Annotated in this window: 12 protein-coding genes; 4 read left to right on the top strand and 8 right to left on the bottom strand. The window is 69.1% G+C overall.

Features of this window, described 5'->3' with window-relative positions; translation table 11 throughout:
- Positions 1-54: 54 nt before the first annotated feature.
- From OC550_RS00125 to OC550_RS00090, 8 genes are all read right to left on the bottom strand, one after another.
- Positions 55-318, bottom strand: a complete 264-nt coding sequence (locus OC550_RS00125; RefSeq protein ID WP_005275018.1) for a GlsB/YeaQ/YmgE family stress response membrane protein — start codon at positions 316-318, stop codon at positions 55-57.
- A 320-nt stretch (positions 319-638) separates the two neighbouring features.
- The gene (locus OC550_RS00120) at positions 639-2,411 is read right to left on the bottom strand and encodes a biotin carboxylase N-terminal domain-containing protein (protein WP_262103287.1); all 1,773 of its coding nucleotides are present in this window, start codon (positions 2,409-2,411) and stop codon (positions 639-641) included.
- 109 nt (positions 2,412-2,520) lie between these two features.
- Entirely contained in the window at positions 2,521-3,210 is a 690-nt protein-coding gene (locus OC550_RS00115; protein WP_262103286.1) for a nucleoside triphosphate pyrophosphatase, read from the bottom strand.
- Positions 3,211-3,543: 333 nt separating this feature from the next.
- Positions 3,544-4,971: a dicarboxylate/amino acid:cation symporter gene (locus OC550_RS00110; protein ID WP_262103285.1), complete on the bottom strand. Its 1,428-nt coding sequence runs from the start codon at positions 4,969-4,971 to the stop codon at positions 3,544-3,546.
- A 278-nt stretch (positions 4,972-5,249) separates the two neighbouring features.
- A complete protein-coding gene (locus OC550_RS00105; RefSeq protein WP_262103284.1) occupies positions 5,250-6,977 on the bottom strand; it encodes a DUF885 domain-containing protein in 1,728 nt (575 codons plus the stop codon).
- Positions 6,978-7,047: 70 nt separating this feature from the next.
- A complete protein-coding gene (locus OC550_RS00100; RefSeq protein ID WP_262103283.1) occupies positions 7,048-7,551 on the bottom strand; it encodes a MarR family winged helix-turn-helix transcriptional regulator in 504 nt (167 codons plus the stop codon).
- Positions 7,552-7,805: 254 nt separating this feature from the next.
- Complete coding sequence (locus OC550_RS00095) at positions 7,806-8,054, bottom strand: acyl-CoA carboxylase subunit epsilon (protein WP_262103282.1); 249 nt, start codon at positions 8,052-8,054, stop codon at positions 7,806-7,808.
- The gene (locus tag OC550_RS00090) at positions 8,051-9,646 is read right to left on the bottom strand and encodes an acyl-CoA carboxylase subunit beta (RefSeq protein ID WP_262103281.1); all 1,596 of its coding nucleotides are present in this window, start codon (positions 9,644-9,646) and stop codon (positions 8,051-8,053) included. The genes OC550_RS00095 and OC550_RS00090 overlap by 4 nt, the downstream gene beginning before the upstream one ends.
- 250 nt (positions 9,647-9,896) lie before the next feature.
- Between OC550_RS00090 and OC550_RS00085 the strand changes: the two genes are divergently transcribed.
- The 4 genes from OC550_RS00085 to OC550_RS00070 all read left to right on the top strand — a co-directional run bounded on the left by OC550_RS00085 (position 9,897) and on the right by OC550_RS00070 (position 18,887).
- Entirely contained in the window at positions 9,897-10,784 is an 888-nt protein-coding gene (locus tag OC550_RS00085) for a biotin--[acetyl-CoA-carboxylase] ligase (RefSeq protein WP_262103280.1), read from the top strand.
- Between the two features lie 36 nt (positions 10,785-10,820).
- Positions 10,821-11,402 carry a PH domain-containing protein gene (locus tag OC550_RS00080; protein WP_262103279.1) on the top strand — a complete coding sequence of 194 codons (582 nt, stop codon included), beginning with the start codon at positions 10,821-10,823 and terminating at the stop codon, positions 11,400-11,402.
- Positions 11,399-12,541 (top strand): adenylate/guanylate cyclase domain-containing protein, encoded by a 1,143-nt coding sequence (locus OC550_RS00075; RefSeq protein WP_262103278.1) that lies wholly within the window; start codon positions 11,399-11,401, stop codon positions 12,539-12,541. Before OC550_RS00080 ends, OC550_RS00075 begins: the two co-directional genes overlap by 4 nt.
- A 187-nt stretch (positions 12,542-12,728) precedes the next feature.
- Positions 12,729-18,887: an Ig-like domain-containing protein gene (locus OC550_RS00070; protein ID WP_262103277.1), complete on the top strand. Its 6,159-nt coding sequence runs from the start codon at positions 12,729-12,731 to the stop codon at positions 18,885-18,887.
- Positions 18,888-19,215 lie beyond the last annotated feature (328 nt).

The following is a 19,215-nucleotide window of genomic DNA, read 5'->3' as shown; positions in this document are numbered from 1 at the left end:
CTGCGGGCCTTGAGCGGTTAAGGCGCGGCTTGAGCCGCGGCTGTCGGTGCGGGGTTAGGTTGCCCGGCGCTTCGTGATGAAGCCCCAGATCACCAGGACGATCAGCGAGCCGATGATGGCCCAGAGCCAGGTGGTGAGGCTGAAGAACTCGTTCATCTCGGCGCCTGCAACTGCGCCTCCGATCCAGCCGCCCAGCAGTGCTCCGATGACACCCAGTACCAGTGTGGCGATCCAGCCGCCGCCCTGGTCGCCGGGCAGGATCAGCTTCGCAATGGCTCCGGCGATCAGCCCGAGGATAAGAAAAGCAAGAAATCCCATGACGCATATCTCCTTACGGTGATCAATGGCCACCGGCGGGTGCCGGCTATTTCCCTTACCAAGACCCACGGTACAACAAAGCATGCTTATTGTATGGATTTCGCCGGTTGCAGTTTCTGCTCAAGGCGAACAGCGGGCGCGATTACCTTGTGCCGAGCGTTAAGGGGCCGGCATCCGGCCTCCGACCGGGGGAATGTCGCCGCGATATGCAAACGCGGTATGCAAACGAGGCCCGCTGCCCGGCGGGGCGGCAGGCCTCGAAGGCTCGCGCGTGTCGCCCGGCGGGGCGGCAGGTCCGGCAGAGCGGCGGGCGGAAAGGCTCAGTCGGTGATCGCGGCTAGGACGGCGCCGGCGGAGACCGTGTCGCCGGGCTTGGCACTCAAACCGGAAATGGTGCCGGCCTTGTGCGCGGTCAGCGGCTGCTCCATCTTCATCGCCTCCAGAACGACGACGAGATCGCCTTCCGCGACGGTGTCGCCGTCGCTGACGGCGACTTTGACGATGGTGCCCTGCATGGGCGATGACAGGTCATCGCCGCTGGCTGCTCCGGCGGCCGACGCCGAGCGGCCCCGGGCGCGCCTGGGCTTGCCGTTGGCCCGGACCGGCGAGGAAGCGGCGAGGCCTGCCGGCAGCACGACCTCCAGCCGCTTGCCGCCGACCTCGACCGTGACGCGCTGGCGGTCGGCCTCATCTTCCTGCCCCGCCGGCAAGCCGGCAAACGCGGGGATGTCGTTGACGAACTCGGTTTCGATCCAGCGTGTGTGCACGCTGAACGGCTCTTCCGGATCCGCGGGCGCGAAGTCCGGGTCTGCCACCACGGCGCGGTGGAACGGCAGCACGGTGGGCATGCCCGCGACCTCCATTTCCGCCAGCGCCCGCCGGGCCCGCTCCAGGGCCTGGGTCCGGTTCGCGCCCGTGACGATGAGCTTGGCCAGCATGGAGTCGAAGTTGCCGCCGACGACCTCGCCGGCCTCGATCCCGGAGTCCACGCGCACGCCGGGGCCGGTAGGAAGCTTCAGCGTTTCCACGGTGCCGGGTGCCGGCATGAAGTTGCGGCCGGGGTCCTCGCCGTTGATGCGGAACTCGAAGGAGTGGCCGCGGATTTCCGGATCTTCGTAGCCGAGCTCCTCGCCGCGCGCCACCCGGAACTGCTCGCGGACCAGGTCCAGTCCGGCGACTTCCTCGCTGACCGTGTGCTCGACCTGCAGGCGGGTGTTGACCTCAAGGAAGGAGATGGTGCCGTCCTGGCCGACCAGGAACTCGCAGGTGCCGGCGCCCTGGTAGTGGGCCTCGAGCAGGATGGCCCTGGACGCCTCGTACAGGTTGTATTCCTGGTCCGGGCTAAGGAACGGTGCCGGCGCCTCTTCGACCAGTTTCTGGTTGCGCCGTTGCAGCGAGCAGTCGCGGGTGGATACGACGACGACGTTTCCGTGGGCGTCCGCCAGGCACTGGGTTTCGACGTGGCGCGGGGCGTCGAGGAAGCGCTCCACGAAGCATTCGCCACGGCCGAACGCCGCGGTGGCTTCGCGGACGGCGGACTCGTAGGCCTCGGGGATCTCTTCGCGGTCGCGGACCACCTTAATGCCGCGCCCGCCGCCGCCGTAGGCCGCCTTGATGGCCAGCGGGAGGCCGTAGGCGTCGGCGAATTCCAGCACCTCGGCGACGTCCTTGACCGGATCGGTCGTGCCGGCGACCAGCGGCGCGCCGACCTTCTCGGCGATGTGCCGGGCCCGCACCTTGTCGCCGAGTTTGGCGATCGCTTCGGGGGAGGGGCCGATCCAGACCAGCCCGGCGGCGATGACCCGGCGCGCGAATTCGGCGTTCTCGGAGAGGAAACCGTAGCCGGGGTGCACGGCGTCGGCGCCGGAGGACCGGGCGGCGTCGAGCAGCTTCTCCATCACCAGGTAGGACTCGGCTGCGGTTTCGCCGCCGAGCGCATAGGCCTCGTCCGCGAGCCTGACATGCAGCGCATCCCGGTCCGGCTCGGCGTAGACGGCCACCGAGGCAATTCCTTCATCCCGTGCTGCCCGGATCACCCGGACGGCGATTTCACCGCGGTTGGCGATCAGTACCTTGGTGATGCGCTGGGTCATTCATAGCTCCTTCTATCCTTGAGGAGCCTAGCCTGCGTTAGCGGGTATCGCCCAATATCCTCGCGGATTCTGCGCGTTGGGGCCGCATTCTTTGTAGGAGTCCTACAAATCAGCCCGCCGGCCGCGGCAGCCACAGGTCCGTGATGGCGACCTCCGCGTCCGACAGCAGCCGGCGCAGGGTGGAGACGGACAGGCCGACGACGGCATGCGGGTCCCCGTCCACCTTCTCGATGAATGCCCCGCCGAGCGAATCTATGGTGAAGGAGCCGGCCACCTGGAGCGGTTCCCCGGTGGCGATGTAGGCATCGATCTCCGCTTCGCTGAGCTGTGCGAAGTAGACCCCCGCCGAGGCGATGGCACCCACGGTGGCGCCGGTGCCGCCGTCGTTGGTTTCCTCGCCGTCCTCCGCGTCGTCTCCTCCCGCGTCAGCGGGAATGTCGCGGCAGTCGATCAGCCAGTGGCCGGTGTGCAGGACGCCGTGCCGGCCGCTCATCCGCCGCCAGCGCTGGCGGGCCACGTCGGCCTCGTAGGGTTTGCCGTACGGCTCGCCGTCCAGTTCGAAGACCGAGTCGCAGCCCAGCACCAGGGCTCCCTCGGCGTCCGGGAGCGAGGCGACGGCCTCGGCCTTGGCCCGGGCCAGCAGCAGGGCGGTGTCAGCCGGATCCGTCACGCCGTAGCGGGCCGTCACGGCATCTTCGTCCACGTCGGAGACCAGGACGGAGTGGGCGATGCCGGCGTCGGTCAGCAGTTTCGTTCGGGCGGGAGAGGCGGAGGCGAGGATGAGGTGCAGTTCAGTCACGGACCAAGCCTAACGGGCGGACGCCGGCCGTTCGGGGGCAACCGCTCTCGGAGCCTGGGGCAGGGCTCCCGGTTCCGAACGCAGATCGGGCTGAGCTCACCGGGGAAACCGCCGCCGCAATATTTAGTTGATCTATCAACAATCGAGTAGGCTGGGGGTATCAGCACCCGCCCCGCCGTTCAGGGGCGGGTGCAGCCAGGCCGCGGTCCGGTTCGACGTTGGGGGTCGTGCCGTACCGCTTAAACGCAGGCCCGGCCGGATGCGTCCGGCCGGGCCTGCGTGCTCATTGCGGTCCCGTTCGAGGCGGCGGTGTGCCCGGTGCCGGGAGCGGCGTCAGGCCGTGGCGGCCGGTTCCGGGCGCCGCTCGGTTGCCTCCGCTCCAGCGGAAGTCCCGGTCTCCGCACCCTCGGTGTCGTCGCTGAACGGATCGCCGGTGCGGCGGGCGTTGTACAGCGCCTCGTCCAGGATGCCCTGGCGCTTGGCCACGATGGTCGGGACCAGGGTCTGCCCGGCGACGTTGACGGCCGTGCGGCCCATGTCCACGATCGGATCGACGGCCAGCAGCAGGCCGACGCCTTCCAGCGGCAGGCCCAGCGTGGAGAGGGTCAGCGTGAGCATCACGGTGGCGCCCGTGGTGCCCGCCGTGGCGGCGGAGCCGAGGACGGAGACGACGGCGATCAGCACATAGTGCATGAACCCGAGTTCCACGCCGAAGAACTGCGCCACGAAGATGGCGGCGATGGCGGGGTAGATCGAGGCGCAGCCGTCCATCTTGGTGGTGGAGCCCAGCGGCACCGCGAAGGAGGCGTAGGCCCGCGGCACGCCGAGGTTGCGCTCGGTCACGCGCTGGGTCAGCGGCAGGGCGCCCATCGAGGAACGGGAGACAAAGGCCAGCTGGATGGCGGGCCAGGCGCCGGAGAACCACTGCTTTACGGACAAGCCGTGGGCGCGGACCAGCACCGGGTAGACCACGAAGAGCACCAGCGCCAGGCCGACGTAGATGGACAGCGTGAACAGGCCCAGCGAACCCATCGTGTCCCAGCCGTAGGTCGCCACGGCCTTGCCGATCAGGCCCACCGTACCGATGGGGGCGAGCCGGATGATCCACCAGAGCACCTTCTGGATCACGGCCAGCGCGGAGGCGTTCAGCTGCAGGAAGGGCTCGGCGGCCTTGCCGACCTTCAGTGCGGCGATGCCGACCGCAATCGAGATGACCAGGATCTGCAGCACGTTGAAGCCGAGGCTGGTGGTCACGTCACCGGCCTCGCCGGCCTTGGTAGTGGCCTCAAGGCCGAGGAAGTTGGCCGGGAACAGCCCGGTGAGGAACGCCCACCAGTCGCCCGTGCGGCCGGTGTACTCGCCGGGCACGTCACCGGCGGCGCTGGCGCCGGGCTGCATGATGGTACCCAGCCCCATGCCGATGATGACCGCGATGAAGGCGGTGATGGCGAACCACAGCAGGGTATTCCAGGCGAGCCTCGCGGCGTTGGAGACCGCGCGCAGGTTGGCGATCGAGCTGACCACCGCGGTGAAGATCAGCGGGACGACGGCCGCCTTCAGCAGGGAGATGTAGCTGGAACCGATGGTGGTCAGGGTCTCGGTGAGCCAGTTCGGCTCGCCCGGCGCCGGCTCGCCCAGGTTCTTGGCGGCGAGGCCCAGGGCCAGGCCGGCGATGAGGGCGGCGATAATCTGGGGGCCGAACGATGTGGCCCAGCGGGGCAGCCTGCGCCCGCTCTTCTCAGTGCTGGTTGCGGTAGTCACCCGAAGACTGTAGGAGGCGGAAACTTAGCAGGCCAAAAGCATTGTTGCGCACTGTTACGCCGCGGACGACGGCGATGCCCGGCTCCTGCGCCTATGCCCGGTATCCGCGCGGGGTGCAGGAAGTTATTCCCGACCCGGCTGTGACCAATCCCGCAGCCGGGGCGGATCGCGATGGCTGAGTCCTGGGCTGGCAGTCGGGGTGCGGCCGCCCGTTCATCTGTTGGCCTGAAATGGCTGGATAGGCGGTCCATCCCAGCCACTTCAGGCCAATCGTTTGGTCAGGCCCGGGCCGCGGCGTCCTCGCCGAGCAGGGCGCGGCGCAGCGTGTCGAGGCCGACGGAGCCGATGTTCAGCGCCTGCGTATGGAACGACTTGATATCGAAGGAGGCGCCCTCGCGGCGGCGCCGCTCATCCCGGAGCTGCTCCCACAGGCGCTGCCCCAGTTTGTAGGAGGGCGCCTGGCCCGGCCAGCCGAGGTAGCGGGTGAACTCGAAGTTCAGCTGGCCCTCGCTGATGGCAATGTTTTTCTTCAGGAACTCGTAGCCCTTCTCCGGGGTCCAGGTTCCCGAGCCCCAGCGTTCCGGAACCTCGAGTTCGAGGTGGACGCCGATGTCGAAGACCACGCGGGCTGCGCGCATCCGCTGGCCGTCCAGCATGCCCATCCGGTCGCCCGGGTCGGCGAGGTAGCCCAGCTCGTCCATGAGCCGCTCGGCGTAGAGCGCCCAGCCTTCGCCGTGTCCGGAGACCCAGCAGATGTTGCGCCGCCAGTTGTTGAGCAGCTCCCGGCGGTAGGTCGCCGTCGCAATCTGCAGGTGATGGCCGGGGACGCCCTCGTGGTAGACGGTGGTGGTTTCCTTCCACGTGCTGAAGGTGTCTTCGCCCTCCGGCACGGACCACCACATCCGGCCGGGCCGGGCGAAGTCGTCCGAGGGGCCGGTGTAGTAGATGCCGCCCTCGTGCGTCGGGGCGATCATGCACTCGAGCCGCCGCATCGGCTCGGGAATCTCGAAGTGGGTGCCTGCCAGGTCGGCGACGGCCTTGTCGGACAGCCGCTGCATCCAGGCCTGGAGCGCCCCGGTCCCGTGCAGCTGGCGGGACTCGTCGGCATCCAGCAGGGCCATGGCTTCCTCGATGGAGGCGCCGGGCTTGATCTGCGCTGCGACCGCTTCCTGCTCCGCGATGATCCGGTCAAGCTCCTCGATGCCCCAGCGGTAGGTCTCTTCCAGGTCGACGGCGGAGCCGAGGAAGCGCCGGGACATCAGGGCGTAGTGTTCGCGCCCCACGGCGTCCTTCTCGGGGGCTTCCGGGAGCAGTTCGTCTTCGAGCACGGCGGCGAGCTTGCGGTAAGCGTTGCGGGCGGCCCCGGCAGCCTCGGCGAGCCGCTCGCGCAGTTCCTGCGGAAGGTCGCCGTCGTTAGTGGAAGCCGCTGCGGCGGTGGCCTGGAAGAATCCGTCCTCGGCCGCATAGGCGTTGGCCTGCTCGATCACGGTCTTCAGCTGGCGGCGGGGCGCGATCCGGCCGCGCTTCCTGGCTTCACGCAGCGAGCTGGCGTAGCCGGCCAGGGCATCGGGAACGTGGGCCATGCGGCCGGCGATGTGGTTCCAGTCCTCGATGGTGGCCTGCGGCATCAGGTCGAAGATGGCGCGGATGTCCTGCACGGGGGAGGCGAGGTTGTTGACCTCGGCGAGATCGAGGCCGGCCTCGTGGATCTCCAGGTCCAGCCCCAGGCGTTCGCGCATTGCGTCGAGGGTGATGCGGTCGGTGTCGTCCGTGGGTTCGAGGTCTTCGAGCCGCCGCAGCGCCTCGCGGGCACATTCCGCCATGGCCTCGACGCCGGCGGGGGAGTAGTCCGGGTATTCCGTCTCATGCCCAGGGATGCCGAGCGACGTTGCCAGCGAGGGGTTCAGCTCCAGCAGGGTTTCCGTGTAGGCGTCGGCGACAGCGTCGATGGCCGACGGGACACGGGTGGGGATGTCCGTGGTGGGTTCTGTTGTCTGGTGAGTCACAGGCCGAGCCTACCGGCATTCGGCGGCCGCCCCGAAAGCGCGACCCCCTCAGGGCCGCGCCGGGCTTGAATCATGCGCCGCGGCGTTGGGCCGCGGCGGGCCTGCCCGAATCGATGGCCTCGCCCCAGTCTTCGCCGATCAGGCTGGTGCCGATCGCGGCGAGCTGGCCGACCTGTTCCGGGCTCAGCCGGTCGAAGACTGCGGCTCGCACGGCCCGGACATGGCCGACGGAGGCGGCTTGGACCTTGGCCAGCCCGGCGTCGGTGAGCCGCGCCAGTACGGCCCTGCCGTCCTGGGGGTCGACGCTGCGCCCCAGGAAACCGGCGCGCTCCAGTCCGCCGGCGACACGGGAGATCCGCGACTGCGAGGTGCTGGTGGCGGCGGCCAGTTCGCTCATCCGCATGGTGCGGCTGGGTTGCTCGCCCAGCATGGCCAGGACCATGTAGCTGGCGAACGTCAGGCCCTCGTCCCGCTGCAACTGGGAGTCGAACGCCGAGGGCAGCCGGAACAGCAGGGCGGCCAGGGGAACCCAGGCGCGCTGTTCTTCGGGGCTGAGCCACTGCGGATCGGACATACGAGCCACTCTAGCGAGTGCACTTGACCGCGATGGTGGTTCGGCTTACTTTATTTGCAGCTGCAAATATTCCGGGGCTGCCGGGGGCTCTCCGTCCTCCGCGGCCGGAGTCCGGCAACGCAGCGCTGGGACTCCGTTCCGCCGGCCTTGGGGAGGGCCGTTCCGGGCGTCGCGGATGACCCTTCGAGGAGGCCGGCAGCACGTTGGGGGCTGCCGGCTTTCCGCGTTAAGGGACGGTCGGGCGGGCCCGGGCCCTAGCGGAAGGTGTGCCGCCAGGCGCCGGGGCCGTGCGCGACGACGGGGCGCAGCAGTTCGCGCCGCCGCGGGCTGCGCCGGCGCGGCTGCTCCGCCGCAGCGGGAGGCTCCGGGGATGGCTGCAGGGCCAGCACGACGGCGGTCAGCGCGGCGAGTTCCTCGGGGGTCGGATTCCCCTTGGCGACGGTGAACAGCGGGGCCGCCTCGTCAGCGGTCCGGGTTTCGGCCTGAGCCTGGGTCCTGGTCATAGCGGGATGTTTCCGTGCTTCTTGTGCGGCATCGTGGCCCGCTTGTCGCGCAGCGCGCGCAGGCCGCGGACAATCTGGACCCGGGTGTCGGAGGGGGCGATGACGGCGTCGAGGTAGCCCAGTTCGGCCGCCTGGTACGGGTTGAGCAGCTCATCCTCGTACTGCGTGATGATCTCCTGCCGGCGCGCTTCGACGTCGCCGCCCTCGGCCTGGACGGCGGCGAGGTCACGGCGGTACAGGATGTTCACCGCGCCCTGCGCGCCCATCACGCCGATCTGGGCGGTGGGCCAGGCGAGGTTGAGGTCGGCGCCGAGCTTCTTCGAGCCCATCACAATGTACGCCCCGCCGTACGCCTTGCGCGTGATCACGGTGAGCTTCGGGACCGTGGCCTCGGCGTAGGCATAGAGCAGCTTGGCGCCGCGCCGGATGATGCCGTTGAACTCCTGGTCCTTGCCGGGCAGGAAGCCGGGGACATCCACCAGCGTCAGGATGGGGATGTTGAACGCATCGCAGTGCCGGACGAACCGCGCGGCCTTTTCCGAGGCGGCGATGTCCAGTGTCCCGGCAAATTGCATCGGCTGGTTGGCCACGATGCCGACCGTGTGACCCTCGACCCGGCTGTAGCCGATGATGACGTTCGGCGCATAGAGGGCCTGGAGTTCCAGGAACTGGCCGTCGTCGACGATGTGCTCGATCACGCTGCGCATGTCGTAGGGCTGGTTGGCCGAATCGGGAATGAGCGTGTCCAGCTCGAGGTCCGCTTCTGTGGGCTCGAGTTCCTCGTTGAACGCGCCGGCCGGGGCCTCGGTGAGGTTGTTGGAGGGCAGGACGTCCAGCAGTTCGCGGACGAATTCGATGGCGTCGGCTTCATCCACCCCGAGGTAGGCGGCCGTGCCCGTCGTCGAGTTGTGCTGGCGCGCGCCACCGAGGGTTTCCATGTCCACTTCCTCGCCGGTCACGGTCTTGATGACGTCCGGGCCGGTGATGAACATGTGCGAGGTCTTGTCCACCATGACCACGAAGTCGGTCAGGGCGGGGGAGTAGGCGGCGCCGCCGGCGCACGGGCCCATGATCAGCGAGATCTGCGGGACCACGCCGGAAGCCGCCACGTTGTTGCGGAAGATGTCGGCGAACATCGCGAGCGAGGCCACGCCCTCCTGGATGCGGGCGCCGCCGCCGTCGTTGATCCCGATGACCGGGCAGCCGTTGCGCAGCGCGAACTCCTGGACCTTGACGATCTTCTCGCCGTTGACCTGGCTGAGCGACCCGCCGTAGACCGAGAAGTCCTGGCTGTAGACGGCCACCAGCCGCCCGTCCACGGTGCCGTAGCCGGAGACGACGCCGTCGCCGAGCGGCTTCTTCTTCTCCATGCCGAACGCCGTGGACCGGTGGGTTGCCAGCGCATCGAACTCGACGAATGAGCCCTCGTCGACCAGCAGGTCGATGCGCTCGCGCGCGGTGTGCTTGCCCCTGGCGTGCTGCTTGTCCACCGCGTCCTGACCGGACGGCATCATCGCCTCCGCCTGGCGCCGGCGGAACTCCGCAATCTTGCCGGCGGTAGTAGAGCGGTCAAGATCGGTGTCGAGGCTCATGGGATCTCCGGATTCTGGGGCGGGTTCTGCATTGCCGGCGCAGCCGGGCGGTGGAGGACCTGCCCTTAAGTAGGTTTCGCACAAAAAGCAGGGCGCCGGCGGCGTCATTCCACCAAGTCTAGTAAGGAGGGCGGCGCCACCGGCTGTAGCTATCCTACAATTTCGGCTGCCGACATTTTCCTCAAGCCGTCTCGGATTCTCCCGCGTCGCCCCGGTGGAGAATGCCCCCGCTCTGCGTAGGATGGATGACATGAGCCAGAGCTATTCCGATGTTGACCGCCCGGCGCTGGATTATGAGGGTCTCACCGATGCGCTCTGTGCCCCGCTGGGCCCCTACCGCCGCCTGGAACTGGTGGAGTCCACGGGCTCGACCAACAGCGATATTGGGCAGAAGGCCGCCGCAGACAAGGTGGGCTGGTCGGACCTGAGCGTCCTGGCGGCCGAGGAGCAGACCGCCGGCAAGGGCCGCCTGGACCGCGAGTGGACGGCCCCGCCCCGCTCGTCGGTGATCGTCAGCGTGCTGCTGCGCCCGTTCAACCATGCCGGCAACCCGGTGCCGACCCAGAGCTATGCCTGGTTCTCGCTGCTGGCGGCGATGTCGCTGGCCGAGGCGCTGGGCGAGTACGCCAAGCTGGACGCGGCCGTGAAATGGCCCAATGACGTGATGATCGGCGGCAAAAAGATCTCCGGCATCCTCGCCCAGATCGTGAGCTACGGGGATGCCTCGCCGCCCGCCGTCGTTATTGGCACCGGACTTAACGTGACCATGGGCGCCGAGGACCTGCCCGTGCCCACCGCCACGTCGGTGGCGCTGGAGAAGGGTGCGACGACGGACCGCAACATCCTGCTCATGTCCTACCTGCGGATCTTCGCACAGCGGTACCGCCAGTTCTGCGACGTGAACGGGGATCCCAAGGCGCAGTGGAGCGACGGAACCAGCCTTCTCAGCCGGCTGCAGCGGGTGATGTCGACGCTGGGGCAGCAGGTGCGCGCACAGTTGCCGCAGGGGCGGGAGATCGTCGGCGAGGCCTTCGGCCTGGACAGCTTCGGCGCCCTGAAGGTGCGGGAAGCGGACGGTACCGAACACGTGGTGGCAGCGGGCGACGTCGTCCACCTGCGGCCGCTCGAAGGGTCCTGATTTGCCCCCAATGACCTGCCGGTTCCGGGGGCCGCGGTGCGGCTGAAGCTGGATCCCGGCGAGCGCGTCATCGTGCTGGCCCGCACGCAGGCGCGCCGCCTGTTCTGGCCGTTCGTGCTGTTCCTGGCGGTGCTCGGCGCCGCGGGGTTCGGGCTCGGCTGGCTCAGCCGCGCGGGCCTGCCGGAGTGGATCACGCCTTGGCTGCCGGTGCTGCGTGCCGCGGTGCTGGTGTCGGCGGTGCTGCTGGTGCTGCGGGCGTGCGTCGTGCCGCTGCTGCGCTGGTTGTCCACCCGCTACCTGCTGACCAACCGGCGGCTGATTGTCCGGCGCGGCTGGGGGCGGCGGAGCGAGCAGCAGATGCTGCTGGCGGCCGTCTACTCGGTGCGCATCGAGCAGGACCTGCTCCAGCGGGTCCTGCGCAGCGGGCGGCTGGAGGCGGACCTGGGCTACGGGCGGTTCTGGCGGCTGCCGGACGTGCCGGAGGTGGCGCGCTTCCGGGCGCTGGTGGTCCGGGCGATCGAAGACCTGCCGCGCACGGAATTTCCTGACCGGTTCGATGGAGTAGACATGGAAAGATTGCAGCAGTCCGAGTACGGCGAGGAAGGAAATGCGGGATGACCAGTAGCGAGCACCACGAGCCGGAGCCGCTGACCCTGTCCATGCCGCGCATCGTGCCCCAGGCGGAGGTCGAGGCGGCCCAGGACGCGGTCCGTGAGGACCCGAACCCGGCCAAGGTGGACCGCGAGGCCATCCGAGCCCTGGAACGTCGGCTGATCGGTTCGGAACGGACCATGCGCCGCCGCGAGGTGGCCGCCGGCGCCGGCGTGTCGCTGCTCTCCGCGCGCAAGCTGTGGCGTGCGCTGGGCTTTCCGAACCTCGGCGACGAGGACGTGGCCTTCACACAGGCGGACATGGAGGCGCTGACCACCATCATCGACCTGGTCCGGGAAGAGCGGCTGACCGAGGAGGCGGCCATCTCCATCACCCGGTCCATCGGCCAGATGACGGACCGGATGGTCGTCTGGCAGGTCGAGGCGCTGGTGGAGGAAATGGTGCACCAGCTCGGCATTACCGACGCGGAGGCCCGCAAGCGGCTGGTCACCGAGCTGCCGGACCTGATCGAGCCGCTGGAGAAGGTGCTGCTGTATTCCTGGCGGCGGCAGCTGAACGCCGGCGTGGCGCGGCTGACCGTGCGCGCCGAGGCGGGGCTGGGTGCGGCCGGAGAGCACGACGACGATTCCTTGCCGTTGCTGCGCGCGGTCGGCTTCGCGGACCTCGTCTCCTACACCAGCCTGTCGCGCCAGATGAACGAGAAGACGCTGGCCCAGCTGGTGCAGCGCTTCGAGAACCGCTGCGCCGAGATCATCTCCGTCGGCGGCGGCCGGCTGGTCAAGACCGTCGGCGACGAAGTCCTCTACCTCGCCTCGACCCCGCACGCCGGCGCGGAAATCTCGCTGGCGCTGGCCAAGGCGATGGCGGACGACGACCTGCTGCCGTCGGCCCGGGTGGGCATGGTGTGGGGCGGCATCGTCTCCCGCCTCGGCGACATCTACGGCCCCACGGTCAACCTGGCCTCGCGGCTGACCTCGCTCGCCGAGCCGGGCACCGTGCTGGTGGATTCCACCACAGCCGCCACGCTGGCCGGGGACGATCGCTTTGTCCTGATGCCGCAGAAGGTGCGCACCATCCGCGGGTTCGGCGAAATCCATCCGGTGACCGTGGCGCACGGCCGGGGCACCGGCCTCGTAGTGGACTGACCCCGGCGCCCCTCCCGAACCGGGGCGGCGCGGCCCGCCGGGGGCGTCGGCCATGGGCAGTTGTCCCCACGCGGGCCGGTTTACCGGCGCGGGTGAAACGTGAAATAGTCGTAGGCGGATCACTCACCACCATTGCGCGCGGGCCCCGCCGGGCTGCCGTGCGCCACGGCAGCACACAGGGAAATACATGGCTTGGGGCAGCGGATTGTTTGGGCAGGGCCGGCGGAAGCGGGCACTGGCTTCGACGACGACGTTTTCCGTGGCCAGCGCCCTGGTGGTGGGCGGGGCCCTGTTCTATGAGGGCTTCCCGACCGCGGACGTAGATTTGAACGACGGCGGCGTCTGGGTCACGAACAACGGCGCCGGCCTGGTGGGCCACCTCAACTACCAGTCGAAGACGCTCGACGGCGGCTTCGTGGCGAACAGCGCCGGCTTCGACGTGCTCCAGGACGAGTCCACCGTCTTCATGGAAAACCTGGACCAGGCCATGCTCTCCCCGGTGGACGTGGCCGAGATGTCCAGGGACGCCGAGCAGCAGCTTCCCGGCAGCGCCGACGTTGCGTTCGGCGAAGAACAGATCGCGATCACGGACAGGGTCAAGGGCCAGGTCTTCATCAGCGCCGCTGCCGACCTGGGATCCTTCAGCGAAGAGACCGCGGAACCAGTGCTGGCCGGTGCCAAGGGCGCGGTGGCCGCGGTGGCGCCGGACGACACGGTCGTCGTCGCCAACCCGGAGTCCAAGGAGGTCTACACCTACCGCGTCAACGCCGAGGGCGTGCCGGAGCAGGTTGGCAAGGACGGCGCGGAGAACCTCGACAAGGCCGGAGACCTGCAGATCGCCGCAGTGGGCGACAAGGCCGTGGTGCTGGATGCCGAGTCCGGCACGCTGTTCCTGCCCGGCGGCAAGACGGTCGGGCTCGGCGAGGTGCGCGGGGCGAAGCTGCAGCAGTCCGGCGCCGCCAGCGGATTCGCGGTGATCGCCACGGAGACGGAGCTGATCACGCAGCCGCTGGACGGTTCGGACGCGACCCGGACCAGCCTGGAGGCGCCCGGCGTGCCGGCTGCGCCGGTCCAGCTGAACGGCTGCCTGCACGCCGCGTGGGCCGGCTCTGCACACTACATCCGCGACTGCGAGCTCCCGTCGGATGACCTGGCGCAGGAGATCAAGGGGATCGGCTCCAACGCCGAGCTGGTGTTCCGGGTGAACCGCGACGTCGTCGTCCTCAATGACGTGAACGCCGGCAACGTCTGGCTGGTGCTGGAGAACATGCAGCTGGTGGACAACTGGAGCGACCTGATTCCGCCGGAGCAGGAGAGCGAAGAAGAGGACGAGGACTCGGCGGACGAGAATCCGATCAACACGCTGCCGGACCGCACCAAGGAGAACCGGCCGCCGGTGGCGCAGGACGACCAGTTCGGCGTGCGCGCGGGACGGACCACGACGCTGGCGATCCTGGACAACGACTCCGACCCCGACGGCGACGTGCTCACCGCCTCGCTGGCTGGAGACCAGCCCTCGGTCGGCGAGGTGCAGAGCATCTACGACAAGACCGGCCTGCAGATCGTGGTGGACGCCGGCGCGTCGCCCGGCCGGCACAGCTTCGAGTACGAGGTCAACGACGGCCGCGGCGGCAAGGACACCGCAACGGTGTCCATCACCGTGCGTGCCGACGGCAGCAACGAGCCGCCGCAGGCCAAGCGCAAGACCACGATCCTGCTGGAGCAGGGCAAGGAAATCAGCCAGAACGTCCTGACCGACTGGCGGGATCCGGACGGCGATGACCTGTTCCTGGTCGGCGCGGAGAACACGGCGGACGGGGACCTGGTGCGGACCAGGCCGGACGGGCTTCTGACCTTCCAGGACGTGGGCAAGACCTCCGGCAAGAAGAAGGTGGCCATCCAGGTCTCGGACGGCACTGACACGGTCGACGGCGAAATCACCGTGGACGTTCGCCCGCCCGGGGCGCTGGCACCGGTCGCGAACGCGGACCACTTTTTCACCACCGCCGGGCAGCAAATCCAGGTCACACCGCTGAAGAACGACCTCGATCCCAACGGCGGCCGGCTGCGCCTGGCGAAGGCGGACGCGGTCGGCAAGGCCGAGGTCGTCCCGGACTACGACGCCGGGACCATCAAGTTCAGTTCCGATACCCCCGGCACCTACTACCTCACCTACGTGGTGACCAACGGCCCGGCCAGCTCGACCGGACTGGCGAGGGTCGACGTCGGTGCTTCCGCCAGCGAGGGCGCGCCGGTGGCGGTGCGTGACGTGGCCATGCTGCCGCAGAACGGGCAGGTGCTGGTGGACGTGCTGGCCAACGACGCCGACCCGGCAGGCGGTGTGCTCGTGGTCCAGGGCGTGGAGACTGGCTCAGGCGACGCCGTCAGCGTGGAGGTGCTCAACCACAGCATCATGCGGATCACCGACGTCAAGGGGCTGAACCAGCAGATCAGCATCAAGTACACGGTGTCCAACGGCTTCGCGTCGGCGACCGGCGAGGTCAGCATCGTGTCCGTCAGGGGACCGGACAAGCTGCTGCCGCCGCAGGCCGAGAACGACACGGCGACGGTGCGGGCCGGGGATGTGGTGACCGTGGATGTGCTGGGCAACGACACCCACCCCAACGGCGACGACATCACCCTGCTGCCGGAACTGGCCGAGACCGTGGACAAGGCGGACGGCGGGATCTTCACGGCCGAGAATGCGGTGCGCTTCATCGCGGGACCGACGGCGAAGACCGTGTATGCGGTGTACGAGGTGGTGGATTCCGCGGGCCAGAAGGATTCGGCCGAGATCCGGATCAACATCCTGCCGCGCGATGACGAGTCGAACTCGCAGCCGGCACCGAAAAACCTGGAAGCGCGGGTGATCGCCGGATCGACGGTGCGGATCCCCGTGCCGCTGGACGGGATCGACCCGGACGGCGATTCGGTCTTCCTGCACGGGATCGGACGGGCGCCGGAACAGGGCGCCGCGGTCGCCGGGCCCAACTACATCGACTTCACGGCATCGGCCCAGGGCGCCGGCACGGACTCGTTCACCTACGTGGTGAAGGACCGGCTGGGTGCCGAGAACACGGGCACGGTCCTGGTCGGGATCGCACCTAAGGCGGAGAACAACCAGAATCCGGTGGCGCTGGATGACGGCATCGTCATCCAGCCGGGCCGCTCCGTCGCCATCGACGTCCTGAAGAACGATTCGGATCCCGACGGGGACATGCTGAGGCTGGACGGCAACCGCGTGGTGGGCGAGCCGGAGTCGCTGGAGGCGGCCGCGGACAAGGGCCGGATCCGGTTCACCACGCCCGACGAGGACGGCACCGTCAACGTACGCTACACCGTGGGCGACGGCCGGGGCGGCTCGGCGGTGGGAACGGTGACCGCCGAGGTGCGCAGGGATGCGCCGCTGCTGGCACCCGTGGCCCGGGACGACCGGGTGGAGCCAGCGGAGACGAAGGGCCGGACCGCCGTCGACGTGCCGGTGCTGGAAAACGACGAGGATCCGGACGGCGTGGCCGAGGAGATGAAGGTCCTGGTCAACGGGGACTATCCGACGGCGTCCGTTACCTCGGGCGGGCAGCTGCGCGTAGAGCTGACGGAGAGCGCGCAGCTGATTCCCTACACGGTGCGGGACGTGGACGGGCTGCAGGCCACGGCCGTGGCGTGGGTTCCGGCGCTGGGCGAGCAGTACCCGACGCTGTCGGACACCACGCCGGTGGACGTCGTGGCGGGCGAGGAAGTCACCATCGACCTGCGCGACCGGGTCGAGGTGCGGGACGGCCGCACGCCGCGGATTACCGAGGTGGAGAAGGTCCGGGCCATCGGCACCGCCGACCGCGAGTGGGTGGCGGGCGATTCGACGCTGCGCTATGCCGCCGCCGAGGACTACGCCGGGCGCGGCTCCATCACCTTCGAGGTGACGGATGGCTCCGGGCCGGACGATCCGGAAGGCCTGAAGTCGACGCTGACCGTCATGACGAACGTGATCCCCGGGCCGGAGAAGAACGTCGCGCCCGAGTTCACCACCGGCGCGGTCGAGGTGGCCAAGGGCGAGGACGCGGTGTCGTACGACCTGCGGCCGCTGGCGACGGACGCCAACCCGGAGGATGTCGAGAAGCTCGAGTTCGCGCTGGAGGGCGGGGCGCCCGAAGGCTTCGACGTCAGACTGGACGGCAGCGTGCTGCGGGTGTCGGCCGGCGCCGAGGTGGAGACCGGAGCCTCCGGTGCGGTCAACGTCTCCGTCACGGACGGGCGGTCGGACAAGGTGATGAGCCGGGTGGCCGTCTCGGCCCTGGCGTCCACCCGGCCGCTGCCGGTGGCGAACGACGACGAGGTTCCGGACGCGGTGCAGGGCGAGCCGGTCACGGTGCCGGTGCTGGCGAACGACGTGAACCCGTTCCCGGAGACCCCGCTGGAGATCATGAGCGCGACGGCAGGCGCGGGAGGGACCGCGCGCGTGGACGGGGACGCCGTCGTCGTTACCCCCGGTGCGGACTTCTCCGGCACGATGACCGTGGAATACACGGTGCAGGACAAGACGCAGGAAGGCTCCCGGCAGGCGACCGGCACCGTGTCGCTGGTGGTGAAGGGGCGGCCCGAGGCGCCGACCACGCCGCTGGTGGATTCGGTCCGCGACGAGACCGTGGTGCTCTCCTGGGGCGCGCCGCCGGACAACGGCGAGCCGATCACCGCCTACCGCGTCACCGGGACCGGCGGCTTCAGCCAGGAATGCCGCAGCACCACCTGCACGCTGACCGGTCTGGTCAACGACCGCGAATACACCTTCAGCGTCGTCGCCGTGAACGGAGTTGGGGAGTCCGACCCGTCCGCCGAATCCGCCGTCGCGCGGCCGGACGTCCGACCGGAGACGCCGGGGGCCCCGCAGCTGAAGTTCGGTGACAAGGCGCTGGACGTCTCGTGGGAGCCGCCGGTGAACAACGGGTCCGCCATCGAGTCGTACACCCTGGAGATTTCGCCGGCGCCGCCTAGCGGGCAGCTGCAGAAGTCCGGGCTGACCGGCACCTCCTACAAGTGGGAGGGGCTGGAGAACGGGCAGGCCTACACGGTGCGGGTCCAGGCCCACAACAAGGCACCCGAGCCCAGCGAATTCAGCGCCTACTCGGCCGCCGAGGTCCCGGCCGGTCCGCCGGCCGCGGCCGGCGCGCCGACCACCGAGCGGGTGGAGTCCGTCGGGAACCAGAGCCAGCTGAAGGTCAGCTGGTCCGCCCCGGACAACAACGGCGGCGAGATCAATGACTACACCGTGCGGGAGTACCAGGGCGGAAGCCTCAAGCGCACCCTCCCGCCCGTCACCGGGACGTCGCAGACCATCACGGCGCCGAACTCGGAGACCGACTACACCTACACCGTCACGGCCCGGAACAAGGCCGGCGACGGGGAGGCCAGTCCGCAGTCCAACGCGCGGCGTGCCGTCGGCGCACCGGAAGCCCCGACGTCGGTCTCGCTGAAGGAAGCGAACACCGGCGGCGCCGGACGGTCCGTGACGGTCAGCTTCGACCAGCTCACGGCGGCCCAACGCAATGGCGCCCGCGCCGGCGAGGTCAGCTACCGGGCCACGTTCAGCGACGGCCGCTCGATGGCGATCAACAGCGGCCAGACCGTCTCCGGCTTCGCCAACGGCACCAACCTCACCGCGCAGGTCACGGCCGTGGCCAACAGCGACGGGGCGTCCTACAACAGCGCCCCCAGCGCGCGCTCCAACGCGGCCAACCCGTACGGCGCGCCCGGGACGCCCAGTGCCTCGGGACAGGGCCAGAGCGGCGAGACCACCAACCCGCAGGTCACCCTGAGGTGGGGACCGCCCAACACCGCAACTCATGACGTAGCGAAACTGCAGATCAACATCGATGGCAAGGGCTGGGAAAACGTGGCCATCGGTTCCGGCAGTCGTACCCTCAATGTCGCTCACGACTCGTCCCACAGCATCAAGGTGAGGGCAGCCAACACCCGGGGGACGTTCGGAGCCGAAGCGTCGGCATCGGCTCGCGCCGGCAGTAAGCCCCAGCCCAAGCCGAAGACGCAGTGGGATTTGAGCGTCGGCGGCAGCGGCACCACTCTGGAGACACGGACCTGCATGGAATTCCGGAACAGTCTCGGCCAGAACTACGACGGTCCAGGCGATTGCGACGGCAACCACTGGAGCTACCCGGGCGACTCGATCACTTCGACCTGCTATATCGTCTCGGGCAGTAACCGCTGGTACTACCAGCAGTCGGGAAGCCGCGGCATCAATAACGGGCTGCTTATCCGCGGCGACCATGTCCGGGAGTCCGGGACAAGCCGGCACCTGAACGGTGGGCAGCCAGCCGGCATGCCCCGGTGTTAGCATTCCTGACTGCCCAGTCGCAGCGGGCGCCTGGCGGGCCCAATAGCCTGCCCAAGCCCGCTGCCGGCGGCTTGAATTCTCCGTCCGCGGGGTTCCTGCCGGCGCTGATGGGCGCGGCCGGCGGGTCTTGTCCTGATGCTCGGTCTTTTCCTGGCGGCGCCGCTGACGACGCGACGGAAACGGTGCAGTTTTCAATCGGCAGAGTTGGCATCTCCGCAGGTCAGGGCCTCAGGGCCGTTCCAAGAACTGCCCGTTTTCCGCCAAAACTGCACGTTTTCCGTCGCTGTGGCCCCGGCCACGCCGCTGAAGGCCAGTTAAGCCTCGCATG

This window comes from Arthrobacter sp. Marseille-P9274 (assembly GCF_946892675.1).
GTDB lineage: Bacteria > Actinomycetota > Actinomycetes > Actinomycetales > Micrococcaceae > Crystallibacter.
Note: the sequence above shows the minus strand (reverse complement) of the source record. Positions and strands in the feature narration are given on the sequence as shown.